This window comes from Nocardioides albidus (assembly GCF_006335005.1).
Taxonomy (GTDB): domain Bacteria; phylum Actinomycetota; class Actinomycetes; order Propionibacteriales; family Nocardioidaceae; genus Nocardioides; species Nocardioides albidus.
The window spans coordinates 171,773-190,039 of the sequence record NZ_VDMP01000022.1; the positions used below are offsets into that span (position 1 = coordinate 171,773).

General features: G+C 71.4%; 19 protein-coding genes. 11 read left to right on the forward strand and 8 right to left on the reverse strand.

Features of this window, described 5'->3' with window-relative positions; all coding sequences use genetic code 11:
- A partial coding sequence (locus FHP29_RS09515; protein WP_192903996.1) for a DNA glycosylase AlkZ-like family protein occupies positions 1 to 416 on the reverse strand: 416 nt, incomplete at its 3' end.
- Complete coding sequence (locus tag FHP29_RS09520; RefSeq protein WP_158296530.1) at positions 413 to 1,324, reverse strand: Gmad2 immunoglobulin-like domain-containing protein; 912 nt, start codon at positions 1,322 to 1,324, stop codon at positions 413 to 415. The genes FHP29_RS09520 and FHP29_RS09515, both read right to left, overlap by 4 nt.
- Before the next feature lie 85 nt (positions 1,325 to 1,409).
- Here FHP29_RS09520 and FHP29_RS09525 point away from each other — a divergent pair, with 85 nt between their 5' ends.
- The 4 genes from FHP29_RS09525 (at position 1,410) to FHP29_RS09540 (ending at position 4,721) form a co-directional block, all read left to right on the forward strand.
- Complete coding sequence (locus FHP29_RS09525) at positions 1,410 to 1,754, forward strand: HIT domain-containing protein (RefSeq protein ID WP_139622620.1); 345 nt, start codon at positions 1,410 to 1,412, stop codon at positions 1,752 to 1,754.
- Positions 1,755 to 1,871: 117 nt separating this feature from the next.
- A complete protein-coding gene (locus FHP29_RS09530) occupies positions 1,872 to 2,939 on the forward strand; it encodes a PhoH family protein (protein WP_139622621.1) in 1,068 nt (355 codons plus the stop codon).
- Positions 2,936 to 3,397: an rRNA maturation RNase YbeY gene (gene ybeY / locus FHP29_RS09535; RefSeq protein WP_139622622.1), complete on the forward strand. Its 462-nt coding sequence runs from the start codon at positions 2,936 to 2,938 to the stop codon at positions 3,395 to 3,397. Before FHP29_RS09530 ends, ybeY begins: the two co-directional genes overlap by 4 nt.
- Positions 3,398 to 3,416: 19 nt before the next feature.
- Entirely contained in the window at positions 3,417 to 4,721 is a 1,305-nt protein-coding gene (locus tag FHP29_RS09540) for a hemolysin family protein (RefSeq protein WP_205014000.1), read from the forward strand.
- Positions 4,722 to 4,734: 13 nt separating this feature from the next.
- On the opposite strand, the gene FHP29_RS09545 is transcribed toward FHP29_RS09540, so the two are convergent.
- On the reverse strand, positions 4,735 to 5,022 hold the full coding sequence (locus tag FHP29_RS09545) for a DUF1330 domain-containing protein (protein WP_139622624.1): 288 nt from the start codon (positions 5,020 to 5,022) through the stop codon (positions 4,735 to 4,737).
- Positions 5,023 to 5,055: 33 nt separating this feature from the next.
- Here FHP29_RS09545 and FHP29_RS09550 point away from each other — a divergent pair, with 33 nt between their 5' ends.
- The 5 genes from FHP29_RS09550 to era all read left to right on the forward strand — a co-directional run bounded on the left by FHP29_RS09550 (position 5,056) and on the right by era (position 10,079).
- The gene (locus FHP29_RS09550; RefSeq protein ID WP_139622625.1) at positions 5,056 to 5,400 is read left to right on the forward strand and encodes a cytidine deaminase; all 345 of its coding nucleotides are present in this window, start codon (positions 5,056 to 5,058) and stop codon (positions 5,398 to 5,400) included.
- Between the two features lie 160 nt (positions 5,401 to 5,560).
- Positions 5,561 to 6,925 carry an FAD-binding oxidoreductase gene (locus FHP29_RS09555; protein WP_139622626.1) on the forward strand — a complete coding sequence of 455 codons (1,365 nt, stop codon included), beginning with the start codon at positions 5,561 to 5,563 and terminating at the stop codon, positions 6,923 to 6,925.
- Positions 6,922 to 8,235, forward strand: a complete 1,314-nt coding sequence (locus FHP29_RS09560) for an SAM-dependent methyltransferase (protein WP_139622627.1) — start codon at positions 6,922 to 6,924, stop codon at positions 8,233 to 8,235. The genes FHP29_RS09555 and FHP29_RS09560 overlap by 4 nt, the downstream gene beginning before the upstream one ends.
- 24 nt (positions 8,236 to 8,259) lie before the next feature.
- A complete protein-coding gene (locus tag FHP29_RS09565) occupies positions 8,260 to 9,036 on the forward strand; it encodes a siderophore-interacting protein (protein ID WP_139622628.1) in 777 nt (258 codons plus the stop codon).
- Complete coding sequence (gene era, locus FHP29_RS09570; protein WP_420813404.1) at positions 9,033 to 10,079, forward strand: GTPase Era; 1,047 nt, start codon at positions 9,033 to 9,035, stop codon at positions 10,077 to 10,079. Before FHP29_RS09565 ends, era begins: the two co-directional genes overlap by 4 nt.
- Positions 10,080 to 10,325: 246 nt before the next feature.
- Here the strand turns inward: era and FHP29_RS09575 are convergent, their stop codons facing one another.
- The gene (locus tag FHP29_RS09575; protein ID WP_139622629.1) at positions 10,326 to 10,778 is read right to left on the reverse strand and encodes a hypothetical protein; all 453 of its coding nucleotides are present in this window, start codon (positions 10,776 to 10,778) and stop codon (positions 10,326 to 10,328) included.
- Positions 10,779 to 10,997: 219 nt separating this feature from the next.
- On the opposite strand from FHP29_RS09575, the gene FHP29_RS09580 reads away from it, so the two are divergent.
- Positions 10,998 to 13,004, forward strand: a complete 2,007-nt coding sequence (locus FHP29_RS09580; RefSeq protein ID WP_139622630.1) for a sensor histidine kinase — start codon at positions 10,998 to 11,000, stop codon at positions 13,002 to 13,004.
- Positions 13,001 to 13,651 (forward strand): response regulator, encoded by a 651-nt coding sequence (locus FHP29_RS09585; protein ID WP_139622631.1) that lies wholly within the window; start codon positions 13,001 to 13,003, stop codon positions 13,649 to 13,651. Before FHP29_RS09580 ends, FHP29_RS09585 begins: the two co-directional genes overlap by 4 nt.
- Before the next feature lie 15 nt (positions 13,652 to 13,666).
- Here the strand turns inward: FHP29_RS09585 and FHP29_RS09590 are convergent, their stop codons facing one another.
- Genes FHP29_RS09590 through FHP29_RS09605 form a run of 4 tightly spaced genes read right to left on the reverse strand, consistent with a single transcriptional unit; the run spans position 13,667 to position 18,103 of the window.
- Positions 13,667 to 14,506: a septum formation family protein gene (locus tag FHP29_RS09590; RefSeq protein WP_139622632.1), complete on the reverse strand. Its 840-nt coding sequence runs from the start codon at positions 14,504 to 14,506 to the stop codon at positions 13,667 to 13,669.
- Positions 14,507 to 14,521: 15 nt separating this feature from the next.
- A complete protein-coding gene (locus tag FHP29_RS09595; RefSeq protein WP_139622633.1) occupies positions 14,522 to 15,322 on the reverse strand; it encodes a septum formation family protein in 801 nt (266 codons plus the stop codon).
- A 42-nt stretch (positions 15,323 to 15,364) separates the two neighbouring features.
- Positions 15,365 to 15,874, reverse strand: a complete 510-nt coding sequence (locus FHP29_RS09600) for a flavodoxin family protein (protein WP_139622634.1) — start codon at positions 15,872 to 15,874, stop codon at positions 15,365 to 15,367.
- A 9-nt stretch (positions 15,875 to 15,883) separates the two neighbouring features.
- Positions 15,884 to 18,103, reverse strand: a complete 2,220-nt coding sequence (locus tag FHP29_RS09605; protein WP_139622635.1) for a catalase — start codon at positions 18,101 to 18,103, stop codon at positions 15,884 to 15,886.
- Positions 18,104 to 18,267: the final 164 nt, after the last annotated feature.

Consider the following 18,267-nt stretch of genomic DNA (forward strand, 5'->3'; position numbering starts at 1 on the left):
GCGCCGAGCTGACGCTGGGGCAGCGGGCCGTCGGCGAGGATCTCGTGCACGGCTGCCGAGAACGCGGTCCGGTCGACCTCGCGGGCCGGCCCGATGGTCTGGCTGGCCCTGATCTCCCGCTCCCGCACCGGCGCCGCCCACACCGGCAGGGTGACCGCGTCGGCCGGCAGGTGCAGGTGGACGGTGTCGCGCAGGCTCAGCACCCGCACCAGCGAGCGGTCCTCGATCGCCGCGCTGACCGCATGCGGGTCGACCTCGGTGAGCCGCGCGGCCAGGGAGAGGTACGGCGGCAGCGGCTCCTGCGCCTGCAGTCCGACCAGATGACCCACCATCGCGGCCGGCTCCATCGCGACCCGCTCGAGGAGGTGCTGGCGCAGCAGGAGGGTCCGGTTGAGCCGGAGCCGGGAGAGCCTCACTGCACCGTGATCCGCTTGGTGTCCTGGGTGGGGCCGCCGCCCTCACCGTCCGAGGGGTCGTCGGTGCGGGCGACGAAGGTGTAGTCGCCTGCCGGCAGCTCGCTCACGTCGACCTCGGCGGACCACGGGTAGAGCCGCTCGATCCAGCCCTCGGCGGTCGCGAAGCCCTCGAGCACGACCTTTCCGGTGCCGTCCTGGACCTCCCAGGGCACGGTGGCCTCGAAGGAGCTGGCCATGCCCGTCGCCGTGAAGGTGTCGGCCACCGTCGCGCCCTCGGCCGGGTCGGTGACGTTGACCATGGCCAGCACGTCCAGCTCGGGCTCGGCCTCCACGCCGCTCGGCACACCGAGGTAGCTGACCTCCTCGCCGTCGAGGTAGAACCGGACCTCCGCCCCGGTGTGGTGGGACAGGTCCAGCGCTCCGCCGTGGAGCGAGTTCACCGTCCAGACGAGCTGCTGCACCGCGAGCCGGGCCTCGGCGGCGCTCATCTCGCTGGGACGCTCGGTCCAGGACGCGTCGGTCAGCTCGATGCCGTGGGTGCCGTCGGCGCCGACGCCGTCGAAGCCGGCCCCGGGCTCCAGGCTGCCGGAGGGCAGCAGGGTGCGGTAGTCGGGGTCGGCCGGCCCGGACAGCAGCAGGGCGACCGCGTCGTCGGCCGTCACGCCGGTGTGGACCTCCCGGAACAGGGCCTGACCCCGCGGGGCGTCGCCGACGAAGAAGGGGGTGACGTTGAGGTCGCCCACGGGACTCTCCGACGTGGCGTCCGAGGTCGGCGCCGAGGTCGGCGCCGACGTGGTCGAGCTCGGGGTGGGGTCCGGCGTACCGGACGGCTCGTCGTCACTGCAGCCGGCGAGGACGCCCAGGGCGAGGACCGCGCCGACGGTCGCGAGGGTGCGGGGGAAGGTCATGTCCCGATCCTCCCCGATGCCGCGGACAGTGGGGGAGCACCGCACGGCCGCGCGTGTCGGTGCGTGCCCGGCTAGGGTCGGTGCCGTGACGGATCCTGACTGCCTGTTCTGCAAGATCGTCGCCGGCGACATCCCGGCCGAGATCGTCCACACCGGCGAGCGCACGGTCGCGTTCCGCGACATCAACCCGCAGGCCCCCCTGCACGTCCTCGTGGTTCCCCGTGACCACGAGCCGAACGCCGCCGCCACGGCCGCGGCGGACGCCTCGACCTTCGCGGAGATCGCGACGACCGCCCGTGCCGTCGCCGGCGCGGAGGGGTACGACGACTACCGGCTGGTCTTCAACACCGGCGCGGGCGCCCAGCAGACGGTCTTCCACACCCACTGCCACGTCATCGCCGGACGCGACCTCACCTGGCCGCCCGGCTGACGGGCGCGCTCGACCGAGCAACCCGACCGGCAATCGAGTGGGCGCGACGAGGCCCCGCCACGTACGATGGTGGGGCCGAATCGTCGTACCTGAAAGGCCGCCCGTCCTCGGGCATCCATGACCGACTCACCCACACCCGTCACCTCCGCCGCGCCGAACGCGCAGCCTGCTCCGACCCGCCACACGGTCGTGGTGCCCAACAGCATCGACATGGTGACCCTGTTCGGTCCCGGTGACGAGCACCTCGGGATCATCGAGAAGCGGTTCGGCGTCACGGTCCACGTCCGGGGCAACCGCGTGACGCTGGCCGGAGACGTCCACGAGGTCGAGCTGGCCGAGAAGCTCATCGACGAGCTGGTCGCGATCCTGCGCACCGGTCAGGGCATCACCCCCGAGGTCGTCGAGCGGGTCGAGGCGATGCTGCGCGTGCAGACCGCCACGTCCGAGCGCCCGGCCGACATCCTCTCGCTCAACATCCTGAGCAACCGCGGCCGCTCGATCCGGCCCAAGACGCTGAACCAGAAGCGCTACGTCGAGACCATCGACAAGCACACGATCACCTTCGGCATCGGCCCGGCCGGCACCGGCAAGACCTATCTCGCCATGGCGAAGGCGGTCCAGGCCCTCCAGGCCAAGCAGGTCAACCGGATCATCCTGACCCGTCCGGCGGTCGAGGCCGGTGAGCGGCTCGGCTACCTGCCCGGCACGCTCAGCGAGAAGATCGACCCCTACCTGCGCCCGCTCTACGACGCGCTGCACGACATGCTCGACCCCGAGTCGATCCCCAAGCTGCTGGCCGCGGGCACGATCGAGGTCGCGCCCCTGGCCTACATGCGGGGCCGCTCGCTGAACGACTCCTTCATCATCCTCGACGAGGCGCAGAACACCACGCCCGAGCAGATGAAGATGTTCCTGACCCGTCTCGGCTTCGGCTCGAAGATCGTGGTGACCGGCGACGTCACCCAGGTCGACCTGCCCTCCGGCACCACCTCGGGGCTGCGGATCGTGGAGTCCATCCTCGACGGCGTCGAGGACCTCGCGTTCGTGCGGCTGACCAGCCACGACGTCGTCCGCCACCAGCTGGTGGGCCGGATCGTCGCGGCGTACGACGAGTTCGACGCCAAGAGGGAAGCCACGAAGGAAGCACAGGCGGCCGGCAGGGCCAGGAGGTCGGGCGACAAGTGAGCATCGAGATCCTCGACGAGTCCGGCAGCGGGCTCGACGTCAAGCACTTCTCCCAGCTGGCGCGTTTCGTGATGGACCAGATGCGCGTCCACCCGCTCGCCGAGCTCTGCATCAAGGCGGTCGACGAGGACACCATCGCGGAGCTGAACGAGAAGTGGATGGAGAAGGAGGGCCCCACCGACGTCCTCGCCTTCCCGATGGACGAGCTGCGGCCCGGCCTGGTCAACGAGGAGCCCGAGGAGGGCGTCCTCGGCGATCTCGTCGTCTGCCCCGCGGTCGCGCAGCGTCAGGGCGAGGCGGCCGGCCACGGCACGCTCGCCGAGCTCGAGCTGCTCACGACCCACGGCATCCTCCATCTGCTCGGCTACGACCACGCCGAGCCGGAGGAGCACAAGGTCATGTTCGGGCTCCAGGACCAGCTCCTGGCCCAGTGGCGCGCCCACGTGGCCGCCTCCTGATGCGGGGCCAGCGAGGGTGATCGCCAGCAGTCTGTGGCCGCTGGGTGCAGCGGCCGTCCTGGTGGTGCTCGCGGGCCTGTTCGCGGCGGCGGACGCGGCCATCTCGTCGTTCTCGCGCGCCCGCGCGCACGAGTTGGTGAGCGAGGGCCGTGCGGGCGCCCAGCGTCTCGTCCTGGTCCTGGAGGACGCGCCGCGACACCTCAACACCGCGCTCCTGCTCCAGCTGTTCTGCGAGATCGCCGCGATCGTGGTCGTCACCCTCCACGTCGACGACCGCCTCGACGCCTCGTGGTGGGCCCGTGCGGGGCTCGCTCTCGGGGTGATGCTCGTCGTGTCGTTCGTCGTGATCGGGGTGGCCCCCCGCACCGTCGGCAGGCAGCACGCCGAGTCCGTGGCGCTGTGGTGCGCCGGGCCGATCTCGGCGCTGACCACCGTGCTCGGACCGGTTCCGCGTCTGCTGATCCTGGTCGGCAACGCGATCACCCCCGGCCGTGGCTTCCGCGAGGGCCCGTTCCAGACCGAGACCGAGCTGCGCGAGCTCGTCGACATCGCCGAGGCCACCGAGCTGATCGAGGCCGGCGAGCGCAAGATGATCCACTCGGTCTTCGAGTTCGGCGACACCACGGTGCGCGAGGTGATGGTGCCGCGCGGCGACGTCGTCTACATCGAGAGCTTCAAGAACCTGCGCCAGACCATGTCCCTGTTCCTGCGCTCGGGCTTCTCGCGGGTGCCGGTCATCGGCGAGAACCTCGACGACGTGCGGGGCATGGCCTACCTCAAGGACGTCGTCCGCCGCGACTTCGAGGCGCCCGACGTCGAGCTGACGCAGAAGGTCGAGGAGGTCATGCGCCCGGCCGTGTGGGTGCCGGAGTCGAAGCCCGTCGACGACCTGCTCCGCGAGATGCAGCTGCGCCGCCTCCACGTCGCGATCGTCGTCGACGAGTACGGCGGCACCGCCGGCCTGATCACCATCGAGGACCTGCTCGAGGAGATCGTCGGCGAGATCACCGACGAGTACGACGAGGCCGAGGTCGAGGTCGAGATCCTCGGCGACGGCGGCGACGACCCCCACGCCCAGGTCCGGGTGTCCTCCCGCTACCCGGTCGACGACCTCGACGAGATCTTCGGGTTCCCGATCGAGGAGGAGGACGTCGACTCGGTCGGCGGTCTGCTCGCCAAGCACCTCGGGCGCGTCCCGATCCCGGGCTCGGTCGTCGAGGCCCACGGCCTGCGCTTCGAGGCCGAGCACGCGGCGGGGCGCCGCAACAAGATCGGCACCGTGCTGATCTCCCGCGTGCCCGCCGAGGTCCCCGGCGAGAGCTGACCTGGCTGAGCCGTCAGACCCCGGGCACGATCCGGATGTCGCGCTCGGCGCCGTCGCCGAGGGCGGCCAAGGCGTCGCGGTAGGCAGGACTCTCGTACGCCGCCCGCGCGGCCTCGACGCTGTCGAACTCGATGAGCACGGCCCGCTCCTCGAGCCCGGCCTCGTAGACCCGCTCAGGCAGGCCGCGCGCGAGGAACCGGCCGCCGGCGGCGCTCAGGGCCGGCGCCGCCAGCGCGGCGTAGGCCGCCATCTTGTCGGCGTCGGTGACGGCGCGGTAGCTGCTGATCCAGTAGGCAGGCATGGCCCCATCCTGCACCCCTGAGAGGATGACCCCATGGCCGACCTGTCCACCGAGGACCAGAAGCTCGTCACCCTCGCCCGCGCCACCCGGGCCCGCATCGGGGCCGCGGAGGGCGCCGCGGTCCGCGACACCGACGGCCGCACGTACGCCGCCGCGACCGTCGACCTGCCCTCGCTGCACCTCACCGCCGTCCAGGCCGTGGTCGCGATGGCCGTCGCGTCCGGCTCCACCGGCGTCGACGCCTGCGTCCTCCTGGGTGACGCCCAGGACCTCACCGAGCCCGACGCCGCCGTCCTGGCGGACTTCGCCGGCAGCACGGGAGTCGTCGTGCACCTCGGCGACCCCCGCGGCACCGTCGCCGCCACCGTCACGCCCTGATCCAGCGGTCCTGGCCACAACAGCACCCCGCACGTCCCCCGAGCTGCGGGGCTGTTCGTCGCGCTCGGAAATGGCTGGCTCCGACGTCCGGTCGACTGGTTGAGTGAGGTCAACCACCCCACGAGCCCCAATGTCCCCGGACAGGAGTATTTTCGAAACCATGGCACACCGCTCCTGGGAGCAGCACGCGCAGGCCGTCCGGCGGCTCGCCGAGTCCTTCGCGGCCATCCCCGCCGGGCAGCCCGTGCGGCTCGCGAAGCGCACCACCAACCTGTTTCGCGCCCGCGCGGCAACTGACGTGCCGGGCCTCGACGTCGGCGGGCTCGACGGCGTGATCGAGGTGCTCCCCGACGCTCCCGGAGGGCCGGTGGCCGAGGTCCAGGGCATGTGCACCTACGAGCACCTCGTCGACGCCACCCTCCCTCACGGGCTGGTGCCCCACGTCGTCCCGCAGCTGCGCACCATCACGCTGGGCGGTGCCGTGAGCGGGCTCGGGATCGAGTCGACCAGCTTCCGACTCGGCCTGCCGCACGAGTCGGTGCTCGAGATGGACGTGTTCACCGGCAGCGGCGAGGTCGTCACGACCCGGCCCGGCGACGACCTGTTCGACGCCTTCCCCAACTCCTACGGCTCGCTCGGCTACGCCACCCGCCTGCGGATCAGGCTCGCCGAGGTGCCGCCGTACGTCGCCCTGCGCCACGTGCGCATCGACGACGCCGACCTCCTGGCCAAGACCATCGCGGAGATCGCCGCGACCCGGTCCTACGAGGGTCGGCCCGTCCACGGCCTCGACGGCGTCTCGTTCGGACCGGGCGAGCACGTGCTCACCCTGGCGCGGTGGACCGACGAGCCCGGCCCGACCTCCGACTACGCCGGGGAGCAGATCTACTACCGCTCGCTGCAGACCTGCGAGCGCGACCGGCTCACTTTCCACGACTACCTGTGGCGCTGGGACACCGACTGGTTCTGGTGCTCCGGCGCCTTCGGCGCCCAGAACCCCCGCATCCGCCGGCTGTGGCCGCGCCGCTACCGCCGCTCCGACGTCTACATGCGGATGCTCCACCTCGACCGGCGCTTCGGCATCGCCGACCGCCTCGACCGCCGCGCCGGGCGGCCGCTGCGCGAGCGGGTGGTGCAGGACATCGAGGTGCCCGTCGAGCGGCTGGGGGAGTTCCTCGCCTGGTTCGACGAGGAGGTCGGGATGCGCCCGGTGTGGATCTGCCCGCTCGCGACCACCCGTCCCTGGCCCCTCTACCCGCTCGAGGCCGGCAAGGTCTACGTCAACGTGGGCTTCTGGGGCACCGTCCACGTCGGCCCCGACGCCGTCGACAGCCCGCGCAACCGCGCGATCGAGGCGAAGGTCCACGCCTTCGGCGGCCACAAGTCCCTCTACTCCGAGGCGTTCTACGACAAGGACACCTTCGACGCGCTCTACAACACGGCTCGACTCGAGGCGGTCAAGCGCGTCCACGATCCCGACGACCGACTGACGACCCTCTACGACAAGGCGGTGAAGAGCCGATGACGGCCGAGAAGAGCGCCCCCACCGGCAAGGGCATCGCACCCACCATCGCCTCCCTGTTCCCGGGAGGCCTGCCGATGTGGCTCAAGGCGTACGACGGCTCCGCGGCCGGCGACCTCGACCTGCCGTTCGGCATGGAGATCGTCAGCGAGCGGGGACTCTCCTACATCCTGACCGCTCCGGGCGACCTGGGCCTCGCCCGCGCCTACGTCGCCGGCGACCTGGTGCTGCACGGCGTCCACCCCGGCGACCCCTACCCGGCGTTCTCCCTGCTCAAGGACCGCACCGACTTCGGCCTCCCCGGTCCACTGGAGCTGGTCGGCGTGCTGCGCTCGCTCGGGCTCGGCCACCTGATCCCGCCGGCGCCCCCGCCGCAGGAGCACCTCCCGGCCTGGCGCCACCGGCTCGAGGGACTGCGGGCCCTGGGCAAGTGGGGCCGCCACTCCCACGAGCGCGACGCCGACGCCATCCGCCACCACTACGACGTCTCGAACGCCTTCTACGAGCACGTCCTCGGCCCGTCGATGACCTACACCTGCGCGGTGTTCCCGAGCGATGGGGCCACCCTCGAGGAGGCGCAGGAGCACAAGTACGACCTGATCTGCCGCAAGCTCGACCTGCAGCCCGGCCAGCGCCTGCTCGACGTCGGCTGCGGCTGGGGAGGGATGGTGCGCCACGCCGCGCGCCACTACGGCGTCCAGGTCCTCGGCGTCACGCTGTCTCGCGAGCAGGCGACCTGGGCCCAGGAGGAGATCAAGGTGCAGGGCCTCGACGACCTCGCCGAGGTGCGCCATTGCGACTACCGCGACGTGGAGGAGCGCGACTTCGACGCGGTCAGCTCGATCGGCCTGACCGAGCACATCGGGATCGCGAACTATCCGGCGTACTTCGCCTTCATCCGTGACCGGCTCAAGCCCCAGGGCCGGGTGCTCAACCACTGCATCACCCGCCACGACAACGCCGACCGGCGGACCGGCGCCTTCATCGACCGCTACGTCTTCCCGGACGGCGAGCTCGCCGGCTCGGGCACGATCGTCGGGGCGATCGAGGACGCCGGCCTCGAGGTGCAGCACCACGAGAACTTCCGCGTCCACTACGCGCGGACCCTCGAGGGCTGGTGCCGCAACCTCGTCGACAACTGGGACGCCTGCGTCGCCGAGACCGACGAGGGGACCGCTCGCGTGTGGGGCCTCTACATGGCCGGCTCCCGGATCGCCTTCGAGCGCAACGAGATCCAGCTCCACCACGTGCTGGCCACCCGCACCGACGACGGCGTCAGCGGCTACCCGCTGCGTCACGACTTCGGGGTCTGAGTCGACGACCACTAGCCTTGACCGGTGAGCACCCGGGCCCAGCAGTACGACGCCACGGTCCGCAGCCGTGAGCAGCTGACACCGCACCTCGTGCGGCTGACCCTCGACGTCCCCGGCTTCTCCTCGACCGGGATCTCCGACGAGTGGGTCGGCCTCGTGGTGCCCGGGCAGTTCCAGAGCCGCTACTACACGGTGCGCTCCTTCGACGCCGGCGAGATGGTCCTCGACGTCGTCGTGCACGAGGTCGGGTTGGTGACGGAGTGGGCCTCCGGCGACCCCGTCGGCCAGCGGGTCGTGATCACCGAGGCGAAGGGCTCCTTCCTCCCGCCGGGCGACGCCCGGTGGCTGCTGCTGGTGGGCGACCTGACGGCGCTGCCCGCGATGGCGCGGATCGCCGTCGAGCACGGCGACCGGCTTCCGGTGCGCATCCACGCCGAGGTGCCGGCCGACTCGCGGATCGAGGGCTACTTCCCCGGCTCCGCCGAGGTCGCCTGGCTCCCGCTCGACGGCGAGAGCCGCCTGGCCGAGGTCGTCGAGGGGATCGACTGGCCCGAGGGCGACGGCTACTTCTGGATGGCCGGCGAGTCCGCGCAGATGCGGGCGATCCGCAAGCACCTGATGCGGGAGCGCAAGCTCCCGAGCACCCACTACGACGTCATGGGCTACTGGCGCTCGGTCGCGAAGCGTCAGCCGCGCGCCGTCGACCCCGGGCCGATCTGGCGTGCCGGCAAGGCAGCCGGGAAGTCCGACGAGGAGATCTGGGCCGACTACGACGCCGCGCAGGCAGGGGTTGAGCAGTGAACGACGAGAAGGACTTCAAGGACGAGCTCGAGGACGACGAGGACTTCGACGACGAGGACGAGTTCGACGACGACTTCGGCGCTCTGCCGCCACCGGCCGCGCCGGTGTTCGGCTCGCTCGACCTCCCCGAGGGCTACCGCAGCGGGTTCGCCTGCTTCGTCGGACGCCCCAACGTCGGCAAGTCCACCCTGACCAACGCCCTGGTCGGCCAGAAGATCGTCATCACCTCCGACAAGCCGCAGACCACCCGCACCGTCGTGCGCGGCATCGTCCACCGCCCCGACGGCCAGCTCGTGCTCGTCGACACCCCGGGCCTCCACCGCCCCCGCACGCTGCTCGGGGAGCGCCTCAACGACCTGGTCAAGACGACCTGGGCGGAGGTCGACGTGGTCGCCGTGTGCTTCCCGGCCGACGAGAAGATCGGCCCCGGCGACACCTTCCTCGTCAACGAGCTGGCCAAGGTGCGGCGTACGACCAAGATCGCGATCGCCACCAAGACCGACCTCGCCACACCGGAGCGGATCGGCGAGCACCTCCTCGACATCGCCGAGCTCGGCCGCACGACCGGCACCGAGTGGGCCGAGATCGTGCCCGTCTCCTCGGTGGGCGGCGACCAGATCGGGCTGCTCGGCGACCTCCTCGTCGCCCTGATGCCCGAGGGCCCGCCGCTCTACCCCGACGGCGACCTCACCGACGCGCCGGAGGAGATCCTCGCCGCCGAGCTGATCCGCGAGGCCGCGCTCGACGGCGTCCGCGACGAGCTCCCGCACTCCATCGCCGTCGTCGTCGAGGAGATGGGCCTGCGGGAGGGGCGTCCCGACGACAAGCCGCTCCTCGACATCCACGCCAACCTGTACGTCGAGCGCGACTCCCAGAAGGGCATCGTCATCGGCAAGAAGGGCGCCCGCCTCCGTGAGGTCGGCACCGCCGCCCGCAAGCAGATCGAGGCCCTCCTCGGCACCCCGGTCTACCTCGACCTCCACGTCAAGATCGCCAAGGACTGGCAGCGCGACCCCAGGCAGCTGCGCAAGCTCGGCTTCTGACGCGATCAGGCGCGGGCTGGTGGTGGCGTGGGATGTGTGGATGCTGCGGCCCCGCCGTGGCTGGCGTTCCGACAGGGGCACCGACCAGGCAGTCCGGCGATGGGCACCGTCACGTCGACGGCTTTCGTGCCGCTTCGGGTTGACGGCGGGGGCGGATCAAGCTGGTTGATGCGAATCCCGCCGACAACCGGACGCCCTGGCGGCGCACCCATCGGGTGACGCTCGCAACGTGGCAGATCGGCTGATTCAGGCTCGGCCCGCGTGGATGGCGTCGAGCGGCCGTGACTGCCGCACCTGTGCCAGCGGCAGAGCGAGGGCAGCGAAAGCGATGCCGAGCAGGATGATCGATGCCTGGTGGCCCGTGTCACCGAACAGCATGTGGCCCATGGGCATGGTGATGCATGTCGCGGAGACGATCAGAGGGACATAGCGGGATCCGCCCTGCACCATCCCCTCGTTGAGGACCTTGACGCCGGTGATGGCCAGCCCCACCAGCACGACCACCAGGCCGGGCGACAACACGATCGGCGGCAGGTCGAGGTCGAACGAGCACACGATGTGAGCGACTCCGAAGATCGCGAAGGCGATCGCGGCCGGCCGGTACGGCCCGCCCGTGAGCCCCAGGCCGGCCGCGATCAGCGCGCAGAAGCCAGCAGCTGCGAGCATCCAGAGCCGGTCGGGCACGTCGATGAAGGTCAACACGCCGAGGGCGGCACAGAGGGCGCCGCCGGTGAGGACGAGGGAGCTGGAGCGGTTCATGGGTGTTCCCTTTCAGAAGGTGAGGAAGATCGAGGCCGAGCGTGACCCGCGGCCGGTCGTGGTCGGGAGCGTCGTTCTGCCCGATGGTCCGGGCGGCTGCCCGAGCGAACCGGGTCGATTGCCCAGCGGACCGGGCGGCCGCCGCGCGATGATGGCTCCATGCCGACCGATCGCGCCCCACGACTCGGCGTCATCGCAGCCGGGATCGCCTTGGTGGCAGGCTTGGTCGGCGCGCTGCTCGGCGACGTCATCGCCGGAGTCGAGGGACCCACCGCGGTCCAGTCGTTCCAGCTGACCAACCTGATGATCGGTGTGCCCGCGGGCGTCTGCGGCCTGATCCTTGCCTGGCATCGTCCCGACGTGCTCCTCGGCCGGCCGCTGATCGTGGCGGGACTGGCCGCGGTGGCGACCGCCTCGTCTGTGCCGCTGCTGGTCGCCGGCATCGATCACGGCTGGCCGCTGCCAGTGCTGCGCACCATCAGCACGGCGTACATGACATGGACCGCGTGTCAGTTCCTCGGCCTGCCGCTCGCCGTCCTGATCTTCCCCGACGGGCGGGTTCCCGGCAGGAGTTGGCGGTGGGTGCCCGGCTTCATCGCGGTCACCTTCGCGGTCGAGTTCGTCCGGTTCTCCGGCGACACGCCGCTCGACAACGTGCCGGCCTATGCGTCGACGCCCGCGCCGGCCTGGACCTCGATCGGTCCGGTGGATGAGTTGCTGCTGGTCGCGATCGCAGCCAGCCTGCTCGAGGTGGTGGTCTACGTGCTGCTGTTCGTCTTGATCCGCGGGCGCTATCGGCGCGGAGACGAGACGGTGCGGCGGCAACTGCTGTGGCTGCTGTGGGCACTCGCGGTGGCGGCCCTGCTGATCGTGCTCGACGTCCTCTTGGTGGAGCCCGGAGCGACCGCAGTCATCCTTGTGCTCGGACTGATCGGGCTGGTGCCGGTGGCGATGACCTTCGCGGTGCTGCGGCACGAGGTCCTCGACATCCGCCTGGTCTGGTCGCGGTCGATCGCCTGGCTGCTGCTCACCTCCGGTGTCCTGGCTGCGTATCTCGTGAGTGTGGCCGTGGGCGACGTGGTGCTGAGCGGCGTGGTCCCGCCGTCGGTGCCGGCGGCGGTCGTGGTCGCGGTTCTGTTCCACCCGGCTCGGATGTGGTTGCAGCGCACGGTCGAGGTGCGGATGTACGGCGAGCGTGCCGATCCGGTGCGGGCGGCGTCCGCGTTCACCGCGGAGCTCGCGACCCGGGTCGCCACGCCGGGGGACCTGCTCGAGCCTCTGCGGGTCACCCTGCGGCTGCCCTATGCCGAGTTGAGGTCGCCCGGGCAGCCGACTGCGACGAGTGGGCAACCGATGTCGATCACGGAATCGTTCGTGCTGCGCCACGCAGGAGCCGAGGTGGGCGAGCTGCTGGTCGGCGTACGACGGGGCCAGGGGCGCCTCGATCCCGCCGACCGCGCAGTGCTCGCCCTCATCGCCGGTCCGCTCGCCCTCGCGCTCCACGCCGGGGCGTTGACCGAGGTCGTCCAGCAGGCGGCCGACGACATCCAGCGCGCCCGGAGCGCGGAGCGCCACCGGCTGCGCAACGACCTCCACGACGGGTTGGGGCCGTTGCTGACGGGGATCGCCTTCCACGCCGATGCCGTCTCGAACCTCGCCGCCACGGGTTCGGTCGAAGTGCCCGACCTCATCGACGAGATCCGCCGGTCAGCGAGCCAGGCGATCGTGGAGGTCCGCACGCTGATCGAGCGGCTTCGGCCAGTCAGCGTCGAGGAGCTGGGACTGGTCGGTGCCATCGAGCGACACACCACCGGCCTGGCCCAGCGCTCCGACGGCTCGAGACTGCAGGTCGTGATCGAATCGGACGAACTGCCGGTGCTGCCGGCCCCAGTCGAAAGTGCACTCTTCCGGATCGCCGTCGAGGCGGTGACCAATGTCGCCCGGCATTCGTCCGCTGAGCGGGTGGACGTCGAGATCGGGGTCGACGGGGACCATGTCGTGGTGGCGGTGTCGGACGACGGTGGATCGTCGCAGGCCTGGAGCCCGGGTGTGGGGCTTCGATCGATGCGTGAGCGCGCAACGGAGGTCGGTGGCTCGTTCGTCGCCGGCCCGGGACGGGTCGGCGGAGAGGTTCGGGCATGCCTCCCCTGGGGAGGGAAACCATGATCAGCGTGGTGCTGGCCGACGACCACGTCGTCGTCCGCGAGGGCCTGAAGGCGCTGTTGACGAGTGTCGAGGGCATCGACGTCATCGGGCTGGCCTCCGACGGGCGCGAGGCGGTTCGGGCTGCGGTGACCCAGCGGCCCGACGTACTCGTCCTCGACGTCGCGATGCCCGGCCTCGACGGCGTGGGCGCCGCCCGGGAGATCGCCCGGGTTGCGCCGGACGTTGCGATCCTCATGCTGACGATGCACGAGGACGACGACACCGTGCGGGAGGCGATGCAGGCGGGCGCCCGCGGCTATCTCCTGAAGGGCGCCGACCAGCGACAGGTGGTGCGGGCGATCGAGTCGGTGGCGGCGGGTGAGGCGGTGTTCGGTAGCGCGATCGCTCCTCAGGTTCTCGAGGCTGTTGCCCGCCGGGGACCGGCAGCCGCTGAGCCGTTCCCGGGGCTGTCCGGACGCGAGCGCGAGGTGCTGGCCCTGCTCGCGTCGGGCATGCCGAGCCGGGCGATCGCCGATCGGCTCGGCCTGGCGGTCAAGACGGTCAACAACCATCTGTCGGCAGTGTTCGCCAAGTTGGGGGTCAGCGGTCGGACCGAGGCCGCCTTGATGGCGCGGCGTGTCGGGCTGGGCGACGAGCCGCTTCCCTAGTGCCCTTGGCGGTCGCTACTCGGCCGTCCAGCAGCGGCCGAACTTCTGGCCCATCGCCCACTGCCTCTTCGTGGGCCATTCGTAGCCCCACTTGAAGGTGAGCGGGTCCTTGGCGACGTCGGCGGCGGCGTCCTCGCAGCGTCCGCGGCCGGCGGCCTTGACCTGCTTGAGACCGGGGTAGTCGGCTTCTTGGAAGTCGATGACGTCGATCGCGCGCCAGGAGTGCTTGGCCGAGCAGCGCACCCGCTCGAAGTCGGCGGTGCCGGGTGCGGCGGTGCCGCACATGGCGTACTGGTCCGGGATCGTCTTGGCGCCGAGCACGCCCTTGAGATCGCCGTCGAGCTCGGCGAGCTGGGAGGCTCCGTCGAGGAGCACGGCGTCGCAGCGGAACCAGCCGGCGCCGGCGTCGGACTGCTCGACGGTGGGGGTGAACCAGATCGAGCGGATCATGCTGAGTCGCAGCTGGGTGAGCGTGCCGCCGACGTGGGTCAGCAGCTGGGCCGGGCAGGCCGAGGAGACCTGGGACTGGACGCGCTCGGAGTCGACGGCCAGGAGGTGGCCGTCGACGACGGCGTCGATGGTGCCGATCGCGAACGTGACGCTGGTGTGCGGCTGCGCGCAGTCGACGGCCTCGACCTTGGAGGTCGGGGCGACGGCGGCGTCGTACGGCAGTGAGTAGCACGCGCCGACCGGTGGGCCCGGGTCGGGAGCGGGAGCCGTGGTCTGGGTCGTCGGCTCCTTGCGGGGCGCTGCCTTGTCGTCGTCGCCGCCACTGCAGCCGGAGAGGCCGGTCAGGGCGAGCAGCGCCGCGGCCAGGGCGCTCGCGCGCCGACGGCGCGGGGTCCGAGGTGTCATCACGTCACTCACTGGTCACTCACTCGTCCGGGCCCAGCAGACCGAGCGCCGGATCCCGGCGTCCCACTCGGGCTTGTGGAAGAACGTGAAGCCGTACTCGAACTCGGCCGGGTAGTTCAGCCACGCCTCGACGGAGCTCGAGCAGAACGAGCGGGTCCGGCTCTCCATCACCCGGTCGCCCGGGTAGGCGTCCTCGGGCTGGCCGAGCTTGACGGTCGTCACCGCGCGCCAGTCGTGCTTCTGGGAGCACGGCACCTTCTCGCCCTCGGCCACCGACGGGCCGCGCGCGCAGCTGAGCCACACGTCGGGAGCGCGTCCCGACAGCATGCCTTTCGCGGTCTCCGGCAGAGGTCGGTACGTCGTGCTCGCGGAGCTCCCGCCGAGCACGTCGCAGCGATACCAGCGCGCCCCCTTCTTCCACGCCTTCTCCGAGGGCCGGAACCAGGCCCAGCTCAAGGTGGTGCGCAGCACCAGACTCTCGTCCGCACCGACGAAGTCCGCGAAGGCCTTCGAGCAGGTGCGGTAGGCGAATCGGGCGAGCGCGCTGTCGTCGTAGGCGACCTTGTCGAACTCGGCGGGCAGTTCGCCCGTCGCGAAGGTCTCCGCGGTGTGCTCCTTCGAGCACGGCACCGTCCGCGTCGCGTTGGAGGTCAGGGCCACGTCCTCGGGGGTCAGCACCCGGCACACGCCGCTGTCCGGGACCTCGAGCGCGTCGACGAGGGCGTCGTCGGTGTTGCGGCCCTGACGCTCGCTGGCGCAGGACGCGAGCACCGGTGCCAGGAGCGCGAGGGCGAGCAGGACGACAGCTCGGTGCACGCGATCCAGCCCCTCTCGTGACGCCGGCTCCCGGCCGTCGGATCAGTCGTTCAGAAGTGCCGCGATCGTAGCGCCCAGGGCGTAGGCGGCCTGCAGTGCGGCGTCGTCGATGTCGCCGAGCACACCGAGCACGTCGTAGCCCTGGCGCCAGCCGAGCGCGCCGACGATCGACTGCACCGACCTCTCGGCGCCGGTCAGGTCGTAGCGCCCGTGCAGCCACAGCCCGTAGGGCCGCCCCGCGGTGTCCCCGGCCCCGTCGGCCCCGTCGGCAGGCGCCCCGCCCGGATCGAGGGCGCCGCCGACGGCGAGGAAGGTCGAGTCGAAGAAGTGCTTGAGGGCCCCGCTCATGTAGCCGAAGTTGGCTGTCGTGCCGAGGACGTAGCCGTCCGCGGCCAGCACGTCCTCGGCGGTCGCCTCCAGCGCGGGCCGTACGACGACCTCGACCCCCGCGTCCGCCTGCACGTCCTCGTCGTGCGCGCCGGCGACGACCTGCTCGAGGAGCGCCTGCATCGAGCGGCTGGGGGAATGGTGGACGATCAGGAGCCGGGCCACCCTCTCAGGCTACGCCGGGGCGAACCGCTGCCAGGAGCGGTGCATCCCGGCCAGCGCCAGGACCTCGTCGAGCACTCCGATGCCCGCGCTCCCCGTGACGATGCCGGGCGCGTGGTCCGGCACTCCGGCCACTGTCAGGGTCCGGACCCCCTCGCCCCACGCACCGATCACCTTGGCGTGCCGGTAGGCCTCCTCCAGCAGCAGGACGACCCGCGGGTCCAGGGTCGCGCTCCGCGCCGCTCCCGCCTTGGCGTCGCGCGTCGGCAGGGCGTCCGGTGCGGCCGCCGGCGATCCGGCGACCAGGAGGGCGTCGAGCTCGACGGAGCGTGCGGTCGCGAAGGTGCGCTGGACGTCGAGGTCCGCGACCTTCCCGCCGTGCGGGGCGATGACGAGCGGCACCATCCCGGCGGAGAGGACGGCGGATCGGACCTCGCCCACGTCCGCCAGGCTCCCGTCGGGATCGACGACGATCCCGACGACGCGGCCGTCGGGAGGCCAGGGTCCGCCGGCGAGCTGGGAAAGGGCGGGACTGGGCGTCACCGCTGCCGGCTCGACGCCCGGCTCGGGTGCCGGGAGACCCAGCGCGGTCGCCACCTCCGAGCACAGGCGTGGGTCGATGTTGGCCAGGGCCTGCAGCTGCCGCTCGCGGATCGCCTGCTCGTAGCACTTGCCCAGCTCGAAGCTGTACGCGCGGATGATGTGCTCCTGCTCGACCGGGCTCATGCTCTCCCAGAACAGCCGGGCCTGGCTGAAGTGGTCGTCGAACGATGCCGGCTGGGCTCGGACCTTGGGGCCGGCGACGTTGCGGGCGGCGTCGACGAAGGCCCGGGTCTGCTCGTCGGAGAGGTCGGCTCCGGCGGTGAAGGGACAGCCGCCGTCGAGCGAGTTCGGCCGGTACGGCGCCACACCGGCGTGCACGGCGTGCTGGTGGAATCCGTCGCGGAGCATGTCGTTGACCGGTGCGTGGGTCCGGTTGATCGGGATCTGGTTGAAGTTCGGGCCGCCCAACCGGGTGAGCTGGGTGTCGACGTACGAGAAGAGGCGCGCCTGGACCAGCGGGTCGTCGGTGACGTCGATGCCCGGCACGAGGTGGCCGACGTGGAAGGCGACCTGCTCGGTCTCGGCGAAGAAGTTGGTCGGATTGCGGTCCAGCACCATGCGGCCGATCGGCTGAACCGGCGCCAGCTCCTCCGGCACGAGCTTCGTCGGGTCGAGCAGGTCGATGCCCTGGAACATCTGGTCGTCGGTGTCTTCGAACACCTGGATCCCGAGCTCCCACTCGGGGTGGGCGCCCGACTCGATCGCGTCGGCGAGGTCGCGTCGGTGGAAGTCGGGATCGAGGCCGCCGATCAGCTGGGCCTCCTCCCACGTGAGCGAGTGGACGCCGAGCCTCGGCTTCCAGTGGAACTTCACCAGCGAGGTCTCGCCGGCCGCGTTGGTGAGCCGGAAGGTGTGGACGCCGAAGCCCTCCATCATCCGATAGGAGCGGGGGATCCCGCGGTCGGACATGTTCCACAGCGTGTGGTGCTGCGCCTCGGTGTGCAGCGACACGAAGTCCCAGAACGTGTCGTGGGCACTCTGCGCCTGCGGGATCTCCCGGTCCGGGTGCGGCTTGGCCGCGTGGACCACGTCGGGGAACTTGATCCCGTCCTGGATGAAGAACACGGGGATGTTGTTGCCGACCAGGTCCCAGACGCCCTCGTCGGTGGAGAACTTCGTCGCGAAGCCGCGGGTGTCGCGGACGGTGTCCGCCGAGCCCCGGGAGCCGAGGACCGTGGAGAAGCGCACGAAGACCGGGGTTCGCCGGCCCTCGTCGAACAGCCCCGCGAACGTCACGGACTGCGCGGTCCCGTAGCCCTCGAAGTAGCCGTGGGCGCCGGCTCCGCGCGCATGCACGACCCGCTCCGGGATCCGCTCGTGGTCGAAGTGGGTGATCTTCTCCCGCAGGTGGTGGTCCTGGAGCAGGGTCGGCCCGCGCTCGCCGGCCTTCAGCGAGTGGTCCGTGTCGCGCAGCCGGGTGCCCGTCGACGTCGTCAGCCAGGGGCCCTGCTGGCCGGCGGCGCGCGGGTCGGCCCCGGTCGGTGCCCCGGTCGCCGTGCGGGTGTCCGGGGTCGTCTGGTCGGGCTTGGCCGGGAGCGGGTCGACCGGCTCGATCGGCTCGGTCGGGCTCGGAGGTGCGACCGCGGGGGCGCCCGGGATCTCCGGTGTAGCTGCCTGCTTCGGCTCCATGGGGGGTTCCTTCCGTCGAGGTCCCCGCGTGGTACCCGTGCCTCCCCGAGCGAGTCCGGTGACTGCTAGGGTGGTTGCCATCATGACGCGAGCGCTCCTTCTTAGCGGCCGCAGCGAGGTCTGACCAGCCGGACCCCTCGCTGCGGAGTGAGTCGCGCGCCCGG

Bases quoted from the DNA above. Each gene is read 5' to 3' on its own strand.
- FHP29_RS09555 (WP_139622626.1), top strand. From the start codon at position 5,561: ATGGCACACCGCTCCTGGGAGCAGCACGCGCAGGCCGTCCGGCGGCTC.
- FHP29_RS09585 (WP_139622631.1), top strand. From the start codon at position 13,001: ATGATCAGCGTGGTGCTGGCCGACGACCACGTCGTCGTCCGCGAGGGC.
- FHP29_RS09545 (WP_139622624.1), bottom strand. From the start codon at position 5,022: ATGCCTGCCTACTGGATCAGCAGCTACCGCGCCGTCACCGACGCCGAC.
- FHP29_RS09550 (WP_139622625.1), top strand. From the start codon at position 5,056: ATGGCCGACCTGTCCACCGAGGACCAGAAGCTCGTCACCCTCGCCCGC.
- FHP29_RS09560 (WP_139622627.1), top strand. From the start codon at position 6,922: ATGACGGCCGAGAAGAGCGCCCCCACCGGCAAGGGCATCGCACCCACC.
- FHP29_RS09530 (WP_139622621.1), top strand. From the start codon at position 1,872: ATGACCGACTCACCCACACCCGTCACCTCCGCCGCGCCGAACGCGCAG.
- FHP29_RS09590 (WP_139622632.1), bottom strand. From the start codon at position 14,506: ATGACACCTCGGACCCCGCGCCGTCGGCGCGCGAGCGCCCTGGCCGCG.
- FHP29_RS09605 (WP_139622635.1), bottom strand. From the start codon at position 18,103: ATGGAGCCGAAGCAGGCAGCTACACCGGAGATCCCGGGCGCCCCCGCG.
- FHP29_RS09580 (WP_139622630.1), top strand. From the start codon at position 10,998: ATGCCGACCGATCGCGCCCCACGACTCGGCGTCATCGCAGCCGGGATC.
- FHP29_RS09520 (WP_158296530.1), bottom strand. From the start codon at position 1,324: ATGACCTTCCCCCGCACCCTCGCGACCGTCGGCGCGGTCCTCGCCCTG.